At 42.6% G+C, this 17,327-nt stretch carries 14 protein-coding genes; 9 read left to right on the top strand and 5 right to left on the bottom strand.

Going from position 1 to position 17,327, the window contains the following annotated elements:
• Nucleotides 1-79: 79 nt before the first annotated feature.
• The 8 genes from ACK8P8_RS16375 (at nt 80) to ACK8P8_RS16410 (ending at nt 4,422) form a co-directional block, all read left to right on the top strand.
• Entirely contained in the window at nt 80-1,033 is a 954-nt protein-coding gene (locus tag ACK8P8_RS16375) for a hypothetical protein (RefSeq protein ID WP_369859591.1), read from the top strand.
• A 14-nt stretch (nt 1,034-1,047) separates the two neighbouring features.
• Nucleotides 1,048-1,539: a hypothetical protein gene (locus tag ACK8P8_RS16380; protein WP_369859592.1), complete on the top strand. Its 492-nt coding sequence runs from the start codon at nt 1,048-1,050 to the stop codon at nt 1,537-1,539.
• Between the two features lie 40 nt (nt 1,540-1,579).
• Entirely contained in the window at nt 1,580-2,041 is a 462-nt protein-coding gene (locus ACK8P8_RS16385; protein WP_292264766.1) for a hypothetical protein, read from the top strand.
• Between the two features lie 308 nt (nt 2,042-2,349).
• A complete protein-coding gene (locus ACK8P8_RS16390) occupies nt 2,350-2,526 on the top strand; it encodes a hypothetical protein (protein ID WP_176554975.1) in 177 nt (58 codons plus the stop codon).
• A gap of 13 nt (nt 2,527-2,539) precedes the next feature.
• Nucleotides 2,540-2,995 carry a hypothetical protein gene (locus tag ACK8P8_RS16395; RefSeq protein WP_369859593.1) on the top strand — a complete coding sequence of 152 codons (456 nt, stop codon included), beginning with the start codon at nt 2,540-2,542 and terminating at the stop codon, nt 2,993-2,995.
• Nucleotides 2,996-2,997: 2 nt separating this feature from the next.
• On the top strand, nt 2,998-3,486 hold the full coding sequence (locus ACK8P8_RS16400) for a hypothetical protein (protein ID WP_369859594.1): 489 nt from the start codon (nt 2,998-3,000) through the stop codon (nt 3,484-3,486).
• Between the two features lie 13 nt (nt 3,487-3,499).
• Nucleotides 3,500-3,952 (top strand): hypothetical protein, encoded by a 453-nt coding sequence (locus ACK8P8_RS16405; RefSeq protein WP_369859595.1) that lies wholly within the window; start codon nt 3,500-3,502, stop codon nt 3,950-3,952.
• A gap of 14 nt (nt 3,953-3,966) precedes the next feature.
• Nucleotides 3,967-4,422 carry a hypothetical protein gene (locus tag ACK8P8_RS16410; RefSeq protein ID WP_099291206.1) on the top strand — a complete coding sequence of 152 codons (456 nt, stop codon included), beginning with the start codon at nt 3,967-3,969 and terminating at the stop codon, nt 4,420-4,422.
• Between the two features lie 72 nt (nt 4,423-4,494).
• Here the strand turns inward: ACK8P8_RS16410 and ACK8P8_RS16415 are convergent, their stop codons facing one another.
• Nucleotides 4,495-6,342 (bottom strand): hypothetical protein, encoded by a 1,848-nt coding sequence (locus ACK8P8_RS16415; protein ID WP_292264758.1) that lies wholly within the window; start codon nt 6,340-6,342, stop codon nt 4,495-4,497.
• A 428-nt stretch (nt 6,343-6,770) separates the two neighbouring features.
• A complete protein-coding gene (locus ACK8P8_RS16420; protein ID WP_369859596.1) occupies nt 6,771-7,271 on the bottom strand; it encodes a hypothetical protein in 501 nt (166 codons plus the stop codon).
• Nucleotides 7,272-7,430: 159 nt separating this feature from the next.
• Between ACK8P8_RS16420 and ACK8P8_RS16425 the strand changes: the two genes are divergently transcribed.
• Nucleotides 7,431-8,753 carry an ATP-binding protein gene (locus ACK8P8_RS16425; protein WP_369859597.1) on the top strand — a complete coding sequence of 441 codons (1,323 nt, stop codon included), beginning with the start codon at nt 7,431-7,433 and terminating at the stop codon, nt 8,751-8,753.
• Between the two features lie 34 nt (nt 8,754-8,787).
• Here ACK8P8_RS16425 and ACK8P8_RS16430 read toward each other — a convergent pair whose 3' ends face one another.
• The 3 genes from ACK8P8_RS16430 to ACK8P8_RS16440 are packed head-to-tail and all read right to left on the bottom strand — an operon-like array spanning nt 8,788 to nt 17,327.
• On the bottom strand, nt 8,788-9,489 hold the full coding sequence (locus ACK8P8_RS16430) for a hypothetical protein (protein ID WP_099291202.1): 702 nt from the start codon (nt 9,487-9,489) through the stop codon (nt 8,788-8,790).
• Between the two features lie 15 nt (nt 9,490-9,504).
• Nucleotides 9,505-14,241 (bottom strand): efflux RND transporter permease subunit, encoded by a 4,737-nt coding sequence (locus ACK8P8_RS16435; RefSeq protein WP_369859598.1) that lies wholly within the window; start codon nt 14,239-14,241, stop codon nt 9,505-9,507.
• Nucleotides 14,238-17,327, bottom strand: coding sequence for an efflux RND transporter permease subunit (locus ACK8P8_RS16440; protein ID WP_186974781.1), 3,090 nt, complete (start codon nt 17,325-17,327; stop codon nt 14,238-14,240). The genes ACK8P8_RS16435 and ACK8P8_RS16440 overlap by 4 nt, the downstream gene beginning before the upstream one ends.

The following is a 17,327-nucleotide window of genomic DNA, read 5'->3' on the forward strand; positions in this document are numbered from 1 at the left end:
GGTAAATATTTGTATTATTTGGGATGTTTTTTTTACATTTATTATTTTTGAAGTTAGTTATATTCTAATATTTTTGATTATGAAAATATTTCGTCGTCCTTTTGGGAAAGCATCAACGTCAAGGTTAGATATACCTATGATGATAATCGTAAATATTTTTGCGATTTCTTTAATTTATGGAACAACTCGTTCCATATGGGGGAGTGTAACGTTTTTTACAATTTGGAGTTTAATATGTTTGCCTATATTTTTTACTCAATATTTTTACGTGATATTGACAGAGCAACAGTTGATAATAAAAAATAGTATTTATACTTTTTGGCATAAGGAATATTTTTATAAAGATATCGTGAAAGTTGAGATTATGCCGAGTAAAAAGGTTTATATGAAAGTTTACACGCAAGAACAAAAGAAATTTAGGTGGTCTTATATTATTGATTTAGTGGCTCCTTGTGATTATGATGAACTTATTGATATGCTTAGGGCAAAGGGTATTGTGGTGGAGGCAAATCTTGATATTCGCTATCCTCATAGGAATTGGCGTAAGGCTGAGGTAATTTGTCGTTATTCTGACACAGATGTACAAATATTTCGTCAATCTTTGTGGAACACGAGTTTAATCAGAAAGAATCTTACATGTACAGTTATAATAACGATATTACTCGCTCCATTTGTTCTTGTTATCACGCAATCGGTTTGGGCGTGTTTGGGAAGTATTTGGGTGTTTTACTTGTTATTCCCGATTTATTTTACCCGACATTTTTACGTGATATTATCAGCGGACAAATTGATTATCAAGAACGGTGTATACTCTTCTATGCAAAAGGAATACTTGTATGGAGATATTGCACGGGTTAAAATAAAACAGACTAATAATATATACATGCAAGTTTTCACTAAGAAGGACGAGGTAGAAGTGAAACGATATTGTATAGATGTTGTTGCCCCTAAAGATTACAAGGAACTTGTGGAGATGATTAAAGCTAAAGGGCTTGCCGTAGAAACGGAAGGGCTTGAAGCGTATTTATCTTGAAAAGAATTTGTCGTATGAAAATATTTCGAAGTCCATTTAGAAAAACTCTTACGGCAAGTGAGTTTAGGTATTTCATAATATTCTTTATAATATTCATGGTTCCAGCTCTTCTTGGAGGTGAATTTAACTCTCCTGCTTTTTGGTTTTTGCTCGTATTTATAATAGTTTGTTTGCATTTATTGATAGTACAATGTTTTTATGTTGTTTTGACACCTGAGAAATTAATTATAAAAAATGGTGTTTATACATTTTGGAAAAAAGAAGTTTTTTTTGATGATATAAAAAAAGTTAAGATTGTTTATGCAGGGAAACTATCATATCCTTATATGCAGATTGTAACCAAGAAGAATAAAACGGGTTCATGGCGTTATGTGATTAATTTAATCAATTTTCAAAGTTATTCTGCTTTAATCGAGGCGATTAAAGCGGAAGGTGTAGCTGTTGAAACCAAAGGACTTACAGATTACATCAATTTGTTCAAAAATGTAAATAAAAAAGTAAACTAAAAACCTGTGAAATATGAGGTTATTTTAATATTGCGGAACCATGAAAACATTTCGTCGTCCTTTTTGGAAAACTTGTACATTTAAATTTGGTCTTTTGCCAGGATATGTATTTCTTTTGTTATTAGGCGGATATCTGCTTTATGATGTAGAAATGTCTTTGGTGGAATGTATATATATAATTGTTATTTGTATTGTTGGATTTGTTGGAATTATTATGCGGTGTTTTTATCTCATACTAACAGATGATAAGTTGCTTATAAAAAATGTATTCTTTCCTTTTTGGTATAAAGAATTCTATTATTGTGATATAAAAAAAGTGCATATAGAGCAGCCTGGTGTTATAGGTTTCTGTTATATTCAAGTAATTGTTCAAGATAAAATAAGGCATAATCGGAAATATGTTCTAGATTTTGTCGATACAAAGGATTATCGTCAATTAATACCGATGCTTGAAGAAAAAGGGGTAGATGTTGAAACAAAAAATCTAATTCATTTGTTATGAAAATATTTCGTCGTCCATTTAGCAAATCTAATACCGTTTTTGAAGTTAAATTTTTTACTGTAATTTTTGTTTTATTGGGACTAGTTGTTCTGCCTAATACTGAATTTACAATACTAGGCTTTCTGTTTTTAGTTGTAGTTTGCTTTTGCGTGATGCATATTTTTATATCACAATTATACTATATTATTTTAACCGATACGACATTAATTATTCAAAATAGAGTTTATTTATTCTGGAGGAAAGAAGTACGATATATAGATATTGCAAAAGTAAGAATAAAGTGGCACGGGGATAAATCGTATCCATACATGAAAATAATCACAAGAAAGCCTTCTGGGATATCATGGCGCTACACGATAGACCTCGTTGATCCTCAAGATTACGAGGCTATAGTAAAGGATGTCGAGGCAAAAGGTATTACGGTGGAAACCCAAGGGATAGATGTCTATGCCCGTATTTTTAAAGATGAAGATAAATCTAAATGAGGAATGAATTGTTATGAAAATATTTCGTTGTTCTTTTTGGAAAACTGCTTTTGGGCTTCCTGTTGTTATAGGATTGTTTTTTTTAATATTATTAGTTGTTTCGTCAGGTATTGTAGAAGGTCTTTCGTATTTGGAAATGGTGAAAATATTATTTATAGTCTATTTATTTCCTTTTTGCATGGTTTTGTTTTTAGAATTCTATGTTATTTTACTTGATGATGTTTTGTTTGTGAAAAATACTATTTTCCCATTTTGGAAGAAGAAAGTGTATTTCAAGGATATAACGAGAGTAAATATTGTTGATCATGGAGGAAATTCAATACCTTATATACAAATCATAACCAGTAAAGCCAAACTGGCTTGGCGTTATTATTTGGATCGTGTAAGTCGTAAAGATTTACCAGAGTTAGTTGCTTTTTTGAGAGAAAAAGATATAGATGTTAGGACAAAAGGTATAGATGCATTTTAAGTATGAAGATATTTCGTCGTCCCTTCAAGAAATCGGGTACAGCATTTGATGTTAAATTTGCCTTGATAACATTTGTTTTGTTGTGGGGATTTGCAGCCTGTACTGTTGGATTTACTATTCGAGGCATATTAGCCTCGATTGTATTTGTGTTTATATTAGTACAACTTTATATCTCAAGGCTTTACTATGTTGTCTTGCGGGATGATAAGTTGATAGTGCAAAATGGAGTTTATTCATTCTGGAGGAAAGAGGTACGATATGTCGATATTGTAAAAGTGAAAATAAAGTGGTGGCAAGATCGAACGTATCCATACATGAAAATAATCACGAGAAAGTCTTCCGGGATATCATGGCGTTACACGATAGATCTCGTTGATCCTCAAGATTACGAGGCTATAGTAAAGGATATCGAGGCTAAAGGTGTCACGGTGGAAACCGAAGGAATAGATGTCTATGCCAGTATTTTTAATGATGAAGATAAATCTAAATGATAAAAATTGAATTATGAAAACATTTCGTCAATCTTTGTGGAACACGAGTTTATTTAAAGTAAATTTTATGCTCACTTTTATAGTGACAATGATCCTTGCTCCATTTGTTTTTATTACCACGCAATCGGTTTGGGCGTGTTTGGGAAGTATTTGTTTTTTTTACTTGTTATTCCCGATTTATTTTACCCGACATTTTTACGTGATATTATCAGCGGATAAATTGATTATCAAGAACGGGGTGTACTCTTTCATGCAAAAGGGATACTTGTACGGGGATATTGCACGGGTCAAAATAAAACGGGGTAATAATATATACATGCAAGTTTTCACTAAGAAGGACGAGGTAAAAGTGAAACGATATTGTATAGATGTTGTTGCACCTAAAGATTACAGAGAACTTGTGGAGATGATTAAAGCTAAAGGGATTGCCGTAGAAACGGAAGGGCTTGAAGCGTATTTATCTTGAAAAGAATTTGTCGTATGAAAATATTTCGTCGTTCTTTTTGGAAATCGGAAGAAATTCGAGCATCGAAATGGGGTTTTGTTTTTGTTTTGTTATTAGGTTTTCCTATTTTTTGTTCAATGGGTTATCCATGGGAAATGTACATGGGTGTTATTTTCGTGTTGATATTTTTATTGTGCTTTCATCCATACTCTTTTTTTTACGTGATATTATATGATGATAGGCTAGTTGTTCAAAATGGAGTCTTCTTTTTTTGGAAAGGCGAGTATTTTTATGAAGATATTGTGAAAGTAACGCTCGTGTGGTTGGGTGGGATGTCAAATCATTACATTCAGGTTTTCACGGAAAAAGGGAAATCTAGGCGTTATTTTATCGATTTAGTAGCCCCGAGTGATTATCAAGAGATTGTAAATATAGTTCGGGGTAAGGGAATTTTGGTTGAAACAGTCCATCTTGATGAGTGGGTAAAATAGAAGTTGGGTTATGAAAACATTTCGTCGTCCTTTCAAGAAATCGGGTACGGTATTTGCTGTTCACTTCCTTGTTTACCAAAATCGAATTTCTTTGTTTTCGTGGGTGAATATTCTTTCTTCAATGCCTGTCGTGTGGTTATGAAGCCAAAGTAAAGCCCCCCGGGGGACATCGTGATACTCGAGGTAATAATCGGGGGCTATTTGTCGTCCTAGTGATTGCCAACCGTTCAAGTCATGATAGAACAGCTCGTAGTCGTTTCCCGGGTAAATTCCGTTGCCGTCACTTCTAGGAAGGCACACGATTTTTGCAGCATGGACTGAAGTGTCAAAATCGATAATGATTTTTTTCATGGGGTCGAGAGTGATATTAGTTAGAGGGTCATTGTCAAGAATCAAAGAATCCGAGGGGGAGGTTTTTCCCTTTAATGGCTTGCCTGCTTTGTCAAGAAAGGATAGTTCTGCCATGTATACAGGGTGAGTGGTGGTATTCGATACTCGCCAATATCTGAATCGCTTGTCTGTTTTGTTATATCCTTGTGCATAGGTTACAGGGGAGGTGTCAAACTGGGATATTATCGTGTCGGGGGTGAGGAAGTTCGGATCGTTGGAAGCTTCTATCACGAGATGTTGTAGGTATTTGTTGAATGCGTGTAGCAAGTCGTTAAAAGGATATTTTCTTTTGATTGTTATTTTTTGTCGGGTGCAAGTGTCCGGTACAAGATACTTGATTTCTCCTTTCAAGTTTAAGATGAAAGGAAAGTGCATGGGGCGCATTTTTTTCTTTTGATAATACGTTACCAGGTAAAGGTGGTTTTTGCCGATATTCTTGAATTTGACGGCTGATTGCTGATGGGTCGTGATGTCAACGGGTTGCCACTCGAGGTTGTTGAAGACACACAGGTAGGCGTGTCGTGAGGATGCGGGTAGTTTTTTCTGCGCGGAGGTAATGACATCGGCAGTGTACACGTAGTGGTCGCTAACATCTTTATAGAAAGGATTAAGAAAGAAGTCGGGGATGTATTCGCCTTTCGCAGGGGTGACAACTCGGTCGCGTGAATAGGTTTTTTGATATACTTTGGCTGCCTGGTTGTTTACTCCCATGACTGCCGTGTTTTTTGATTCGGAAGATACTATTTTGCACCACTGGTGAAAACCGTTGCGATTGGCATAGCGGGGGATGAATTCGATACAGGAAGGAATGCTTGCAATACGGTGTGTAAGATTGTCTGCTATGGCGCAATGAGTACATTCCCTTAAAATGTTTTGAAGGTGTAGCTCAGAGAGTATTTGGGGATTGTTTTTTGTTATCGGTTTTGATAAAGGAATGTCATTAATGATTTTTGGCATGATGTATTTTGTATTGTCTAGGAAAAATAGGTCTTCTAATGCCTGGGGCGCGATATCCAGGGAATCACGCCATAAATCGAGGCGTTCATTCGCGAAGCGGTAAGGAAGAATGTATTCTAGGAATATGTCAAAAGGGATGTCTTTTAACCAGCTGTACTGGTGTAGTTTCTCGAAAGATAAGTCGATGTGGCGGATGAGGAAATCTGCCTTGATATGTTCCACGTCTTCTTCGTGGTAGGAACTTTTTCTAAGCCAATCAATTTCACAGAATGATATGTCCAGCGATTTGCGGAGAAGGTAGCATCCCATGGTGTCGGCATCTATCTTTGCCCGGTATGCGTTGATGAGGTCACCTTGCAGCGTGTAGTGCCCGGGCATGTTGGCGATGAGGAATTCGGCGGCTTGTAGTTTCAAGGAATCGGCGGGGTTAAGCGAGTAGTGGTCAAGGACTTTCTCGAGTTCGCTTCTGTTTTCGCCTGCTAGTTGTAAGGCTGTTTCTAATGCCTCGTTGCGGGTTTGGCAAGAGAGTGTGGCTAGAAAAATGATGTAGGTATAGATATATTTTAGTTTCATGGTATAAATCGTTTTACCGCGAAGTAAATAATTGTAGGGTAATATTTCGAGGAAAAAGGTTGCGTGAAGGTTGCGAGTTACGTTTGTTATTGTACATATTCGGGAATACACAATTTGTAAAGATATTTGCCGCATATATTGCGGCAAATATGGCATTTAATCTCCGCGCTATGGCAATGAAGCCCCGTGAGCAACTTTAAAATTATAACACGAGTTCATAGTTCGTGCTTCGTCCCCCTTCATCCGTTTTGCGTAATACATCTTTATTTATCAAATCTTGTATATCACGCAATGCGGTATCGGGAGAACATTTAGTAATCTTTCCCCATTTGGATGAGGTTAGTTTTCCATTAAAACTATCCGTTGATTTTGTATTGAAAATTATGGGAATTTTGCAGATTTGTTGTGCAATATTTGGGAGAAATGGATTAGAACCGGGTGAAGTTTCTGTCCACGAGGTAATCGAAACCTTGGTCGGTTTCCACGGGGATATTCTTTTCTTTGAAGGTGTCGAGTAGATCGGGAAAGTCTTTTGCCGCTACGAGTTCGATGACGTAGCTCCAGGCGTGCTTGGGGTTGGTTTTCGTGAAGACTTGGATGTAGGGACCACAATAAAGACCTCGACCTCCGAAGAGTTTGACTTTGATAATGTCGTTGTAGTTGTATGTGCGCTGCCAGCGGGTGTAGATGCTGTTTCGGAGGAGGAATTGGTCGTCCGTGAAGGTGAGGTAGAAATACTGGGTGAAGATAACCGGATATATAGAGAGCCACATGAAGATTGGGATTAACACGAGGGGATTGAATTCAAAAGAATCACTGTAAACTTGATGCGTGATAAGGCCTACTAAACCTATGGATATATAAATACAAAGTTTGAGCATGGTTCTTGAAGTGTCGGATTGCCAAAAGGGTTGACGAAATTCTCGCATAACAAACGCTGTTTTGTGTTTAAGCAAATATAGAAATTTTGGACGTGTTTTCCAATTTTTGGAGAGAAGTGTTTTTTATGCTATATTCGCATTATAGAAATGACTGTTTCCGAAATGGCTGTTTCGGAACTGAAGGTTTCGAATTAAACACGAATTGAAATGAGATTCTATAATAGAGAAAAAGAGATCGAGAGATTGCGGGATATACGGGAACGTTCAACCCGGAACGCGCGGATGACGGTAGTTATGGGGCGTAGGCGTATCGGTAAGACACAATTGTTGTTGAGGGCGACGGAAGGGCAACCGACATTGTATTTTTTCGTGGCACGTAAGGCAGAGAATTACTTGTGTCAGGATTTTCAACAGGAAATTAAGGACAAATTGGGAATTCCGCTTTTGGGGGAAATAAGTAGTTTTGGGAAGTTGTTCGGTTTTCTGATGGAGTTATCGAAGGAACGGGCGTTTAATCTTATCATTGATGAGTTTCAAGAGTTCTATAATATTGCCCCTTCGGTTTATAGTGATATGCAACGGCATTGGGATTTGAATAAGGACGAGAGCAAGATAAATTTGTTATTGAGTGGATCGGTGTATTCCTTGATGCATAAGATATTCGAGAATTCGAAAGAGCCTCTTTTCGGGCGTTCTACCGGGATGTTGATGGTGCGTCCTTTTGAAACTTCCGTGTTGAAGGAAATTCTCGCGGAACATAATCCGGAGTACACGACGGAGGATTTATTGGCTTTGTACGCGTTCACGGGTGGAGTGGCGAAGTATGTGCAATTGTTGATGGATGCCGGTGCGTGTACCGTGGAGGCGATGCTTGATTACATCGTGAGGGAGGATTCGACTTTTATACCCGAAGGGAAAAATATGCTCGTGGAGGAGTTCGGGAAAGAGTACACGAATTATTTTACTATTCTTTCGGCTATCGCGAGGGGGGAAAACACGAGAGCGAAGATAGAAGCGGTGGTGAACCGCGAGGTGGGAGGATATTTGACGAAGTTGGAAGGGGATTACGGGTTGATATCTAAGGTTACTCCTATTTTTTCTAAAGTGGAAACCAAGAATGTGCGCTATACGCTAGAGGATAACTTTTTGACATTTTGGTTCCGGTTCGTGTATAAATACAGTTATATGATAGAAATCGGTGCTTATGGTCAGTTGAGGGAGGTGATCGAGCGGGATTATCCCGTGTTTAGCGGAAAGATTTTGGAACGTTATTTTCGGACAAAGTTGGTTGAACAGAAAAGGTTTACCCGAATAGGTGGATATTGGGACAGGAAGGGGGAAAACGAGATTGATCTGGTGGCGGTCAATGAATTGGAGAATACAGCAGAGATTATCGAGATAAAGCGTAACGCGACCAAAATTAACATGAACCAATTGAATGAAAAGAGCGTGCAGTTCCGTAGGGTTGTCGGTAAGGAATTGGAGGGTTACACGATTCAATTGAGGGGACTCTCGATGGAGGATATGTAATAATAGTAATGCCGCCCATGAGGCGGCATTACTATTATATGAATTTTTCCCGGTGGCGGGTGTTGTTCAGACCGATGATGATAAAGAGGGCAGAAGCGATCAACATGTTTATCCGGCAATGGAAAACGGCGTTGAAGAATATCTGCGGGTTTTTATCGAGGGGAACATCGTATGGATTGAGGAAGATGTTCCATTGGCTGGCACCGAGGCTTTCTTTCATCATAAAGAGGATCAACCCGATGATGATAATGACCACGGAGGTTCCGTTGCCGTTCTTGATGGTGGTGCTCAGCATGAAGGAGAGCGTACCGATAAAGAGGGCGGGAACCATAGCTTGCAGGGCGAGGTTCATCGGGGGAATGGACACGATGGCGAGATCCGTGAGCAATGCAAGGATCAACGTGATGACGAAGCAGATGACATACGAGATCAAGAGCCGGAATAACCAAACTTTGTAGCTGTAGTTAGGGATCCCGAAGATGATTTCGACGATTTTGGCATCTTGGTCATTTTGTAACCCGAAGCACATGGGGTAGAAGACGAGCAGGATGCTCGGCAGCATCAGCATCGAGTAGGCGGTTGCTTGGGTGATCTCGTCATCGCCCAGCAGGTACACCACCACGGTGATGATAAAGAACACGAGGGCACTCAACATGAAGTACAGGAATTTGTTCCCGAAGATGATCTTGATGTTGTATTGTACCAGTTTCTGTATCGCTATCCAAAATTGAAGCATAATTGGGGGTGCGTTTTATTGGGTTATAATTTGTTCTTTGTTCTCTATTTTGACGGTTCTCAACAGCCACAAGTAGGAGTCTTCCAGCGCGGGGAGTATCCGTTCGGCGTTCTCGGCGGGCTTGCGCTCGCTGAGGCAACGTACTTTGATCATATCGCCTTGGCGGATGTGGTGAACGACGAGCAGGTCGGACGGGAGTTTGGCAAAATCCCGTACCGGTACTTCGAATGTCCACGTGACATCCTTGGCTATGTTGGCCATATCGGAAGGAGTACCGTGATATTTCAGTTCTCCTTTGTTGATAACGCCCACTTGATTACAGGAGCTGGCGATATCCTCGATAATGTGGGTGGAGAAAATCACGATTCGGTTACGCGACAGTTCCACGAGCAGGTTCCGGAAGCGGATTCTTTCCCGCGGGTCGAGTCCCGCCGTGGGTTCGTCTACCACGAGGATACGCGGCAGGTTGAGCAACGTTTGGGCGATACCGATACGCTGTTTCATACCACCGGAGAATCCCCCGATTTTCTTATCCTTGTTCTCGTACATGTGAACGGCGGAAAGCACTTCGGCGATCCGGTTCTGGCGTACACGCTTGTTGTAGATGCCTTTCAACAGAGCCTGATATTCGAGAAATTCCCAAGCCGTGAGGTTCTCGTAGGTTCCGAATTCCTGCGGCAGGTAACCGATCAGACCTTGCAACTCTTCCCGTTTCTTCTGGGTGTCGATACCGTTGATAAATATCTTGCCGTAGCTTTGCTCGAAAATACCGCAGATGATACGCATCAGCGTGGTTTTACCCGCTCCGTTGGGACCGAGGAGTCCGAACATTCCGGTATGGATTTCCATGGAAACGGAACTTAACGCCTTGAACGGTTTTTTCTTCACGCCGATGAACGGAGCCTTGGAAGCCATACGGAATATGGTTTTCTTCAACATACGGAAGCGACCGTCAATCAGATCAATATTAATGTTCTCCTTGTTAATCTTGTTGGACAAGTATCTTGCCGCAATACCGATATACCAGAACATACCGAGGAAAATAGCTCCCCCGCTATTGTCGAACTTGTTGCTCGACCAGTAGAGGATAACGAAAGGTCCCGCGTAATAGATGGCGATAGCGATGATGCGCAAGAGCTTGGCAATCATCTTATCGTTCCGGTTTTCACAAAATTCCCGGAAGATATTCATGGTGCCGAGGGTCATGATCCACGTGATGAAAGCGAAGATGACCGCCCACAAGAATAATACTTGATAACTGAATGTGAAGTAATACATGAAGCCGAGGATGGGTAGCGACCATAGCAGGGGTTGCAGGTCTTTCCACTCCCGGTATTGCTCTTTCAAGCCCAGACGTTCCCTGATTTTCAGCCCGGAAGTCCATTCCCGCTCGAAACGGGAGGGGCGACCGTATATCTTCACGAGATTGCATACTTTGATTTCCAGTTCCTCGTCGGCAGGGATGATGTTGCTTTGGGCACGGCGAAGACTGTCCTCAAGGAACCACGTGATGCCCGGTACCAGTATAACGGTCAGAATGACATAAAGTATTCGGTCGAGCACTGTATATGTCCAGAAATAGACACAAGTGAGTGCCACGATGAATGCCGCGATTTGTATGATTTTCATCACCCAGCTTTGCGAGTGCAGGCGGGCAAGGGCGTCTTCCATACCGGAGTAGAGCGTGGGGATAATAACTAGAGTCAACAATGTACTCATAGTCAATCCGCCTATTACAGTGATCGCGAACGGGGCGCCTAGTCCGGACACGTATTCTCCCGTGCCGAGAGCCAACGGAACCATAGCCACGATGGTCGTGATTGCCGTGATTAGGATAGGTCGCAGGCGGGATAGGCCGGAGGTTATGATAGCGCGTTGCTTCCGGTTGCCCGTGCGGCGTAGCAATGAGGTATAATCTATAAGGATGATACTGTTGTTTACCACGATACCGATCAGGATGATAAAGCCGATAAAGACATTGGCATTCATCAACGGGTTGCTCGTGAACAATAATGCCAATAACGAGCCGATTGCTGCCAACGGGATCGTGAACATCAGCACGATAGGGGCTGATATCGATTCGAACACGGAAGCGAGTATCATGTAAATAAGGACGAATGCGGCCAGTATAAGGAAAGTGAAATCATCCATTTCGTTTTCCTCGTGAACGACTTGTACGGCGATACCGGCAGGGACATCCAAGCCTTGCACTAGCTCGTCAATCTCTTCCCGTGCCGCTTCAAGCAGAGGTTTCGATTCGTTGATATCCGAGTTGAAAGCGTAATAGAGAGTGACTTCCTTCTCTTGGTTAATACGAATGATGCTTCCTTTGTCCCGTCCGAGGTTGATGCGGGCGAAATCACGTAATTCTACCAGTCCGTTTTTGGAGTTCGTCACCTGCATATTGCGCAGATCCTCAAGCGTACGGGTTTGTGTAGTCTTGTCTTTTTCGTCATACGTGGCGTCCCGGATAATGATATCATATTCTTCGTCACCCGCTTTGTATTTTGTGGATGCCGTGCTTTCGGGACCGAAATTATTGAGTTCATTTGCCACGTTGCCGGGAGTGATGTCGTTGACTCCCATCAAGTACTGGTCAAAGAACATTTTTGCCACAGAACTACCCGATTGACTGCTGACATTGGAATAAGAAATATTGTCAAGGTCTTCGAATTGGTATTTCAAGTATTCGGCAAAATTTGTCATAGCCTCGAAATCCTGTCCTTTGATAATGACCTTCTCGCTTTGGCTCCCGATATTCATCAGGCGAAGCAGTGAGGCGTTGCCCAACATGCCGCCACCACCTCTCTCGGCGGTTTCTGTTGCTTGAAGGCTGATTTGGGATTTGGATATGTTTACTTTCTCTGCCAGCCTTACTAATTCGTCTTTCAGCTGTGGGATAGATTTATTGTTGATTTTTTCAAAATCGTCTTTCAGTCGGATGGTAATATCCACGTTATCTTCGCTGATGTCGGACGTAAATGTTTTGATCTCTTTGACCTCGAGCAATTCATCCTCGAACAGGCGAATCATGTCGTCAGTCTTTTGTAACGTGTATCCGGTTGGCGGAGTAATGTACACGTTGAACGTGTTTGTTTGAATTTCTCTAAGAGTATTTAGCGTCAGGGAAGTGGATAGCACTACCGTGACGAGAAGCACCACGAGTGCGGAGATGATAACCTGTGCCGGGCGGCGGAGGGACATTTTCAGTATTGCCATGTAGATTTGCACGAGGCGGTTGTGCAGAGACAATTTGCTGAAATTAACGTCGTTCGGTTTCCTCTTCAAAATAGCATTGACAGCCATGGGGATCAACAGTAACGCCACGACCAGCGATATGGTCAGCGTGGCGACGATGGACACCCCGATATGTTCTCCGATAAGTTTGACCTCATAACGATCGGCAAAAAGGAAAGGCAGGAATACCATAATTGTGGTGATCGTGGCGGCAAGGACTGCTTTCCATACTTCCTCGGTTCCTTGCACGCAGGCTTCATCCGTGGGCATACCTGTGGCCTTCAGGCGATAGATATTTTCCATGACCACGATAGAATTGTCCAGTAACATTCCCACCGCGAGCGCGATACCGGTGAGGGTAAGCGTGTTGATCGAGATGCCGAACAAGTAGAAGAAGTAGAAGGACGAGAACACGGATATCGGTATTGCGAAAGCGACAATAGACACGATATGTATTTTGCGCAAGAACAGGAAGAGGACGAAAATAGCTAGAAAAGCTCCCGATATGGCAAGGTTGATAATCTCGTTGATATTATCACTCATGATTTCAGCCTGATCTTCCTGAATGTCGATACTGATCCCTTTGGAGGCTATCTCTTCATTCAGTCGGTCGATTTCTGCCCGTACTTTTTCAGACAAATCAATCACGTTGGTCAAAGGGGATTTGTATAATCTACAGGTTACGACCTCCTTACCGTTTACACGGGAATAGGAGTCTTCTTCCTTCACCCCGAAGTGGATTTCCGCGATATCTTTTAGCAGAATTGGTCCTTCGGCTACAACGATACTTCCAAGGTCTTCGGTGGCAAGGTATTCTGCCGTCACGTTGACGAAATAACGTTTATTGTTCTCGTACACGGAGCCGGCAAATGTTTTTTCCGCCAGATTTGCAGATATCTTGCTACTGATGATAGATGGCGTGAGATTCAGTGCTTTGCATCGTTCCAAATCGATAATGACTTCGATACTTTTTTGTCGGCCACCCACGATTCGGACTTCCGCGATACCGTCCACGCTTTCGAGATAGGGCGTGATGTCTTTATCCACGATGTTGCGGACATAGTCGATATCGTCTTCCCCGAGGATTTGCAACTGCATGAAGTTGTCACTTGCCGAACCGGCAGAGGATTTGTTGACAGTACAAGTAAATTCTTCGGGAATGTTCTTGGATATGCTCTTTATATTTTGTTCCAGTTGCAGGAACGCGTATTTCAAGTCTACATTTTGTTTCAATGCAACTCGGATTGAAACACCTGACGAACTGATGTACGTTTCTATTTTTTCCACTCCGTCGAGCGAACTGATAGCGCCTTCTACCGGGATAGCGGCGTGATTTTCAACGTACGTGGGGTCGAGTTCCAAATTCGAAGTGGCTCTGATGTTGACACTCAATACCGGTAATTCGGCATTGGGAAATATTTCCATGGGCAGGTGCTTCTGGGAAAAGATTCCCATAAGTACCAACCCGATGAATAACATCGAGATGAGAACTCGTCTTTTTATAATGGTCTTCATGACTTCTTTTTATCAATAACGTAATACACACATGGAATGACGATCAAGGTCATGACGGTAGAGGTCAGAAGCCCCCCGATAACCGCTAATGCCATGGGAGATCGGAGCGAAGCCCCTTCCCCGAAACCGAAACACATGGGGAGCAATGCCAGAATAGTGGTGGCACTGGTCATGATGATCGGGCGTACGCGGTGTTGGGCAGCCATCTTGATAGCATCGTCCAACGGGTGACCGTCCGCTTTCAGGCGGTTGATTGCATCCACGAGTATAATAGAACTGTTCACGGCAATACCGGCAAGCATGATGATACCGATAAATGCCATCATGTTGAGTGTTTGTCCGGTAATCAGGAATGCCCACACGCAACCTACCCCGGCTAACGGGATGGTCAGCAGAATAGTGAACGGGTGGCGTAAAGATTCGAACTGGGCAGCCATAACCATATACACTAACAGTATGGACAGACCTAAGGCGAAGCCCAGTCCGCCGAATGATTCTTGTCTTTTTTCTTCCTCTCCGGTAATCTTTGCCGTGTATTTTGCCGGGAACTCTACTTCCGATAGTTTTTCGCGTATGGAAGGAGTGATGTGGCTTAACGTGTATCCTTTGTCGATCATCGCCGTAACCGTACCCGTGCGGCTTTGGTTTACTCTGCCGATTTCCCGCGGAGCGGAAGTGATTTCGATATCCGCTATTTCAGCGAGGCGATATTTTTTGTCCCCTTGTGTGATTTCGATTTGTTCCATCTCTGAAAGAGAAACTTCGGGTACTTTGATACTGATATCGATAGTTTCGCCCTTGTTCTCGAAAGAACCCGCTTCTTTACCGTTCAGTTTTTCACTTACCTGATCACTTACTTCTTTGACATTGATTCCGTAGATACCGCTTTTCAACCGGTCGATCTTGATGTTTACCTCGGGAGCGCCCTGTTCCATAGAGGTCTTGATATCATAGAGTCCGGGGATGCCCGATATCTTTTCTTTTATGGAGGAACACAATTCGTTTAATATATCCAACTCTTCTCCCTTCACTTCGATCACGAGAGGGGCTCCTTCCGTGCCGAGAATACTTTGTAAGGCGGACTCTCCTTTTTCGTAGGAGATTTCAACACCTTCGGGGAGTTGGTAGTTCGCGTTTATATTCGTGATAAAATAATCAGCGTCCAGTTTGGAATCTTTTTTAATTTTCACGGTTACTTGCGCTTGGTTGTCTTCTTCCAGTTTGCCGCCGCTCGTGCTTTCCAGATTGGAGGGACCGACTTGCGTGTATATCCATTCGATATCATCGCCGCCCAGCGTGCGTGCGGCATCTTCAATGGTCGCCACGGCATTGTCCGTGTTTTGCAGTCGGGTACCGGGTTCCATATTGATGAGTATGGCAAGCTCTTTGGATTCCGCTTTCGGCATGAACTCCATCCCGATAAAAGGCAGCATCAAGTAAGATATTACCATCAGGACGAGAGCCGCCAGAATAACGGCATATTTTACTTTTAATACGCGTCCCACGAAGTTACCGAAACCTTTTATCGTGATGGCATGACCTTTTCTTCTGTCTTTTTTACCCAGAAATTTTGACACGAGCATGGGAATGAACAAGATGGACACGAACAGAGAGGATAGCAGCGAGAAGCTGACCGTCCATGCCTGTTCTTTAAACAGTTCACCTGCCGCACCTTGCAGGTAAACAATCGGGAGGAACACGACAATGGTGGTTAAGGTGGATGCCGTGATTGCTCCTGCCACTTCCGATGTGCCTCGCACCGCTGCTTCGGTGGGCGAGAGGTGATTCTCTTCCATGTTTCGGAAGATATTCTCCATGACCACGATAGCGTTGTCCACGAGCATACCCGCCCCTAAGGCAAGTCCCCCCAATGTCATGATATTGATGGATAGCCCGTTGAAGTACATCAGGTTGAACGTGGCGATAATAGATATCGGAATGGATACACTCACGATAAGCGTCATGTTCACCCGTCGCAGGAATAAATAAAGAATGATAACTGCGAGCAGAATACCTATCAAAGCGGAGTCCTTCACTTCATTGATAGAACTTCCGATAAAATCACCTTGGTTGCTGATCACGTGGAACTCGTATCCCGGTAAACTTTTTTGGAATTCATCGAGTTTCACGAGCAGGTTATCGACGGCATTTACCGTGTTGTACTTGTTCTCCTTGTATATACTGATACCCAAGCAACGTTCACCGTTGTAACGGGCGATATTCTCGGGTTCTTGATTGCGGATACTTACCGTGGCGACATCTTTCAAGTAGATTGGGGCTTTCGGTTTACTCGAACCTGTTGACGCTTGTGATGATGCGTTGGAGGTGGAAGAGGTATTTTCCTTGAAAGCGACAATGATGTTTTCAATATCTTCAATGGTATTGATCAGATTCGCACCCTTTACCATGTACCGGATGTCATTGTCGGTAATCGTTCCCCCGGACACGTTTTGACTCATGCCGGTAATCTGGGAAGCGATGGTGTTTGCCGTCAACCCGAAAGCTTCCAGCATGTAGGCGTCCGTGGAGATTTCCACGATAGCTTGCTCCTGACCGCTTAATTGAATATCTGCTATTCCACCCACGCGGACAAGTTCGTTGCGCATATAATTCTCCGCGACCTTACGTAACTCGTTCATGTCTTTGATCTCGTTGTGCGTGAGCGCGATGGTCATAATCGGACTGGCGTTCGCGTCATAACGGGTGACGTTAATCTCGTCCACGTTGTCCTGTTGGGCATAGGTGGAAACTGCGCGTTGCAGATCTAAAAAAGCGGCATCCATATCCTGATCCCAGCCGTATTCAACCGTGATTTTGGAATATCCTACCCTGCTGATGCTGTAAACGCTTTGTACACCTTCCTGTCGTGCGGCAGTACCCTCGACTTTTTGAGTGATTTGTCTTTCAACCTCTTCCGGTGGTCTTTGTCCGCTTTTTACTTCCACGTAAAGGGCGGGATTTTTCAAGTCGGGAAAAAGGTCTGTTCCCAGTTTATTATAAGATATCGTACCCAGTAAACATACCGCCAGCGTGAGCATAAGCACGCTCACCGGGTATTTTACTGCAAATTTGGTGATACTGTTCAT

The sequence above is a fragment of the Butyricimonas muris genome (genome assembly GCF_046365375.1).
Lineage (GTDB): Bacteria > Bacteroidota > Bacteroidia > Bacteroidales > Marinifilaceae > Butyricimonas > Butyricimonas muris.

Bases quoted from the DNA above. Each gene is read 5' to 3' on its own strand.
- ACK8P8_RS16410 (WP_099291206.1), top strand. From the start codon at position 3,967: ATGAAAATATTTCGTCGTTCTTTTTGGAAATCGGAAGAAATTCGAGCA.
- ACK8P8_RS16395 (WP_369859593.1), top strand. From the start codon at position 2,540: ATGAAAATATTTCGTTGTTCTTTTTGGAAAACTGCTTTTGGGCTTCCT.
- ACK8P8_RS16375 (WP_369859591.1), top strand. From the start codon at position 80: ATGAAAATATTTCGTCGTCCTTTTGGGAAAGCATCAACGTCAAGGTTA.
- ACK8P8_RS16400 (WP_369859594.1), top strand. From the start codon at position 2,998: ATGAAGATATTTCGTCGTCCCTTCAAGAAATCGGGTACAGCATTTGAT.
- ACK8P8_RS16405 (WP_369859595.1), top strand. From the start codon at position 3,500: ATGAAAACATTTCGTCAATCTTTGTGGAACACGAGTTTATTTAAAGTA.
- ACK8P8_RS16390 (WP_176554975.1), top strand. From the start codon at position 2,350: ATGAAAATAATCACAAGAAAGCCTTCTGGGATATCATGGCGCTACACG.
- ACK8P8_RS16440 (WP_186974781.1), bottom strand. From the start codon at position 17,327: ATGAACAGTATCACCAAATTTGCAGTAAAATACCCGGTGAGCGTGCTT.
- ACK8P8_RS16415 (WP_292264758.1), bottom strand. From the start codon at position 6,342: ATGAAACTAAAATATATCTATACCTACATCATTTTTCTAGCCACACTC.
- ACK8P8_RS16425 (WP_369859597.1), top strand. From the start codon at position 7,431: ATGAGATTCTATAATAGAGAAAAAGAGATCGAGAGATTGCGGGATATA.
- ACK8P8_RS16420 (WP_369859596.1), bottom strand. From the start codon at position 7,271: ATGCGAGAATTTCGTCAACCCTTTTGGCAATCCGACACTTCAAGAACC.
- ACK8P8_RS16385 (WP_292264766.1), top strand. From the start codon at position 1,580: ATGAAAACATTTCGTCGTCCTTTTTGGAAAACTTGTACATTTAAATTT.
- ACK8P8_RS16430 (WP_099291202.1), bottom strand. From the start codon at position 9,489: ATGCTTCAATTTTGGATAGCGATACAGAAACTGGTACAATACAACATC.
- ACK8P8_RS16435 (WP_369859598.1), bottom strand. From the start codon at position 14,241: ATGAAGACCATTATAAAAAGACGAGTTCTCATCTCGATGTTATTCATC.
- ACK8P8_RS16380 (WP_369859592.1), top strand. From the start codon at position 1,048: ATGAAAATATTTCGAAGTCCATTTAGAAAAACTCTTACGGCAAGTGAG.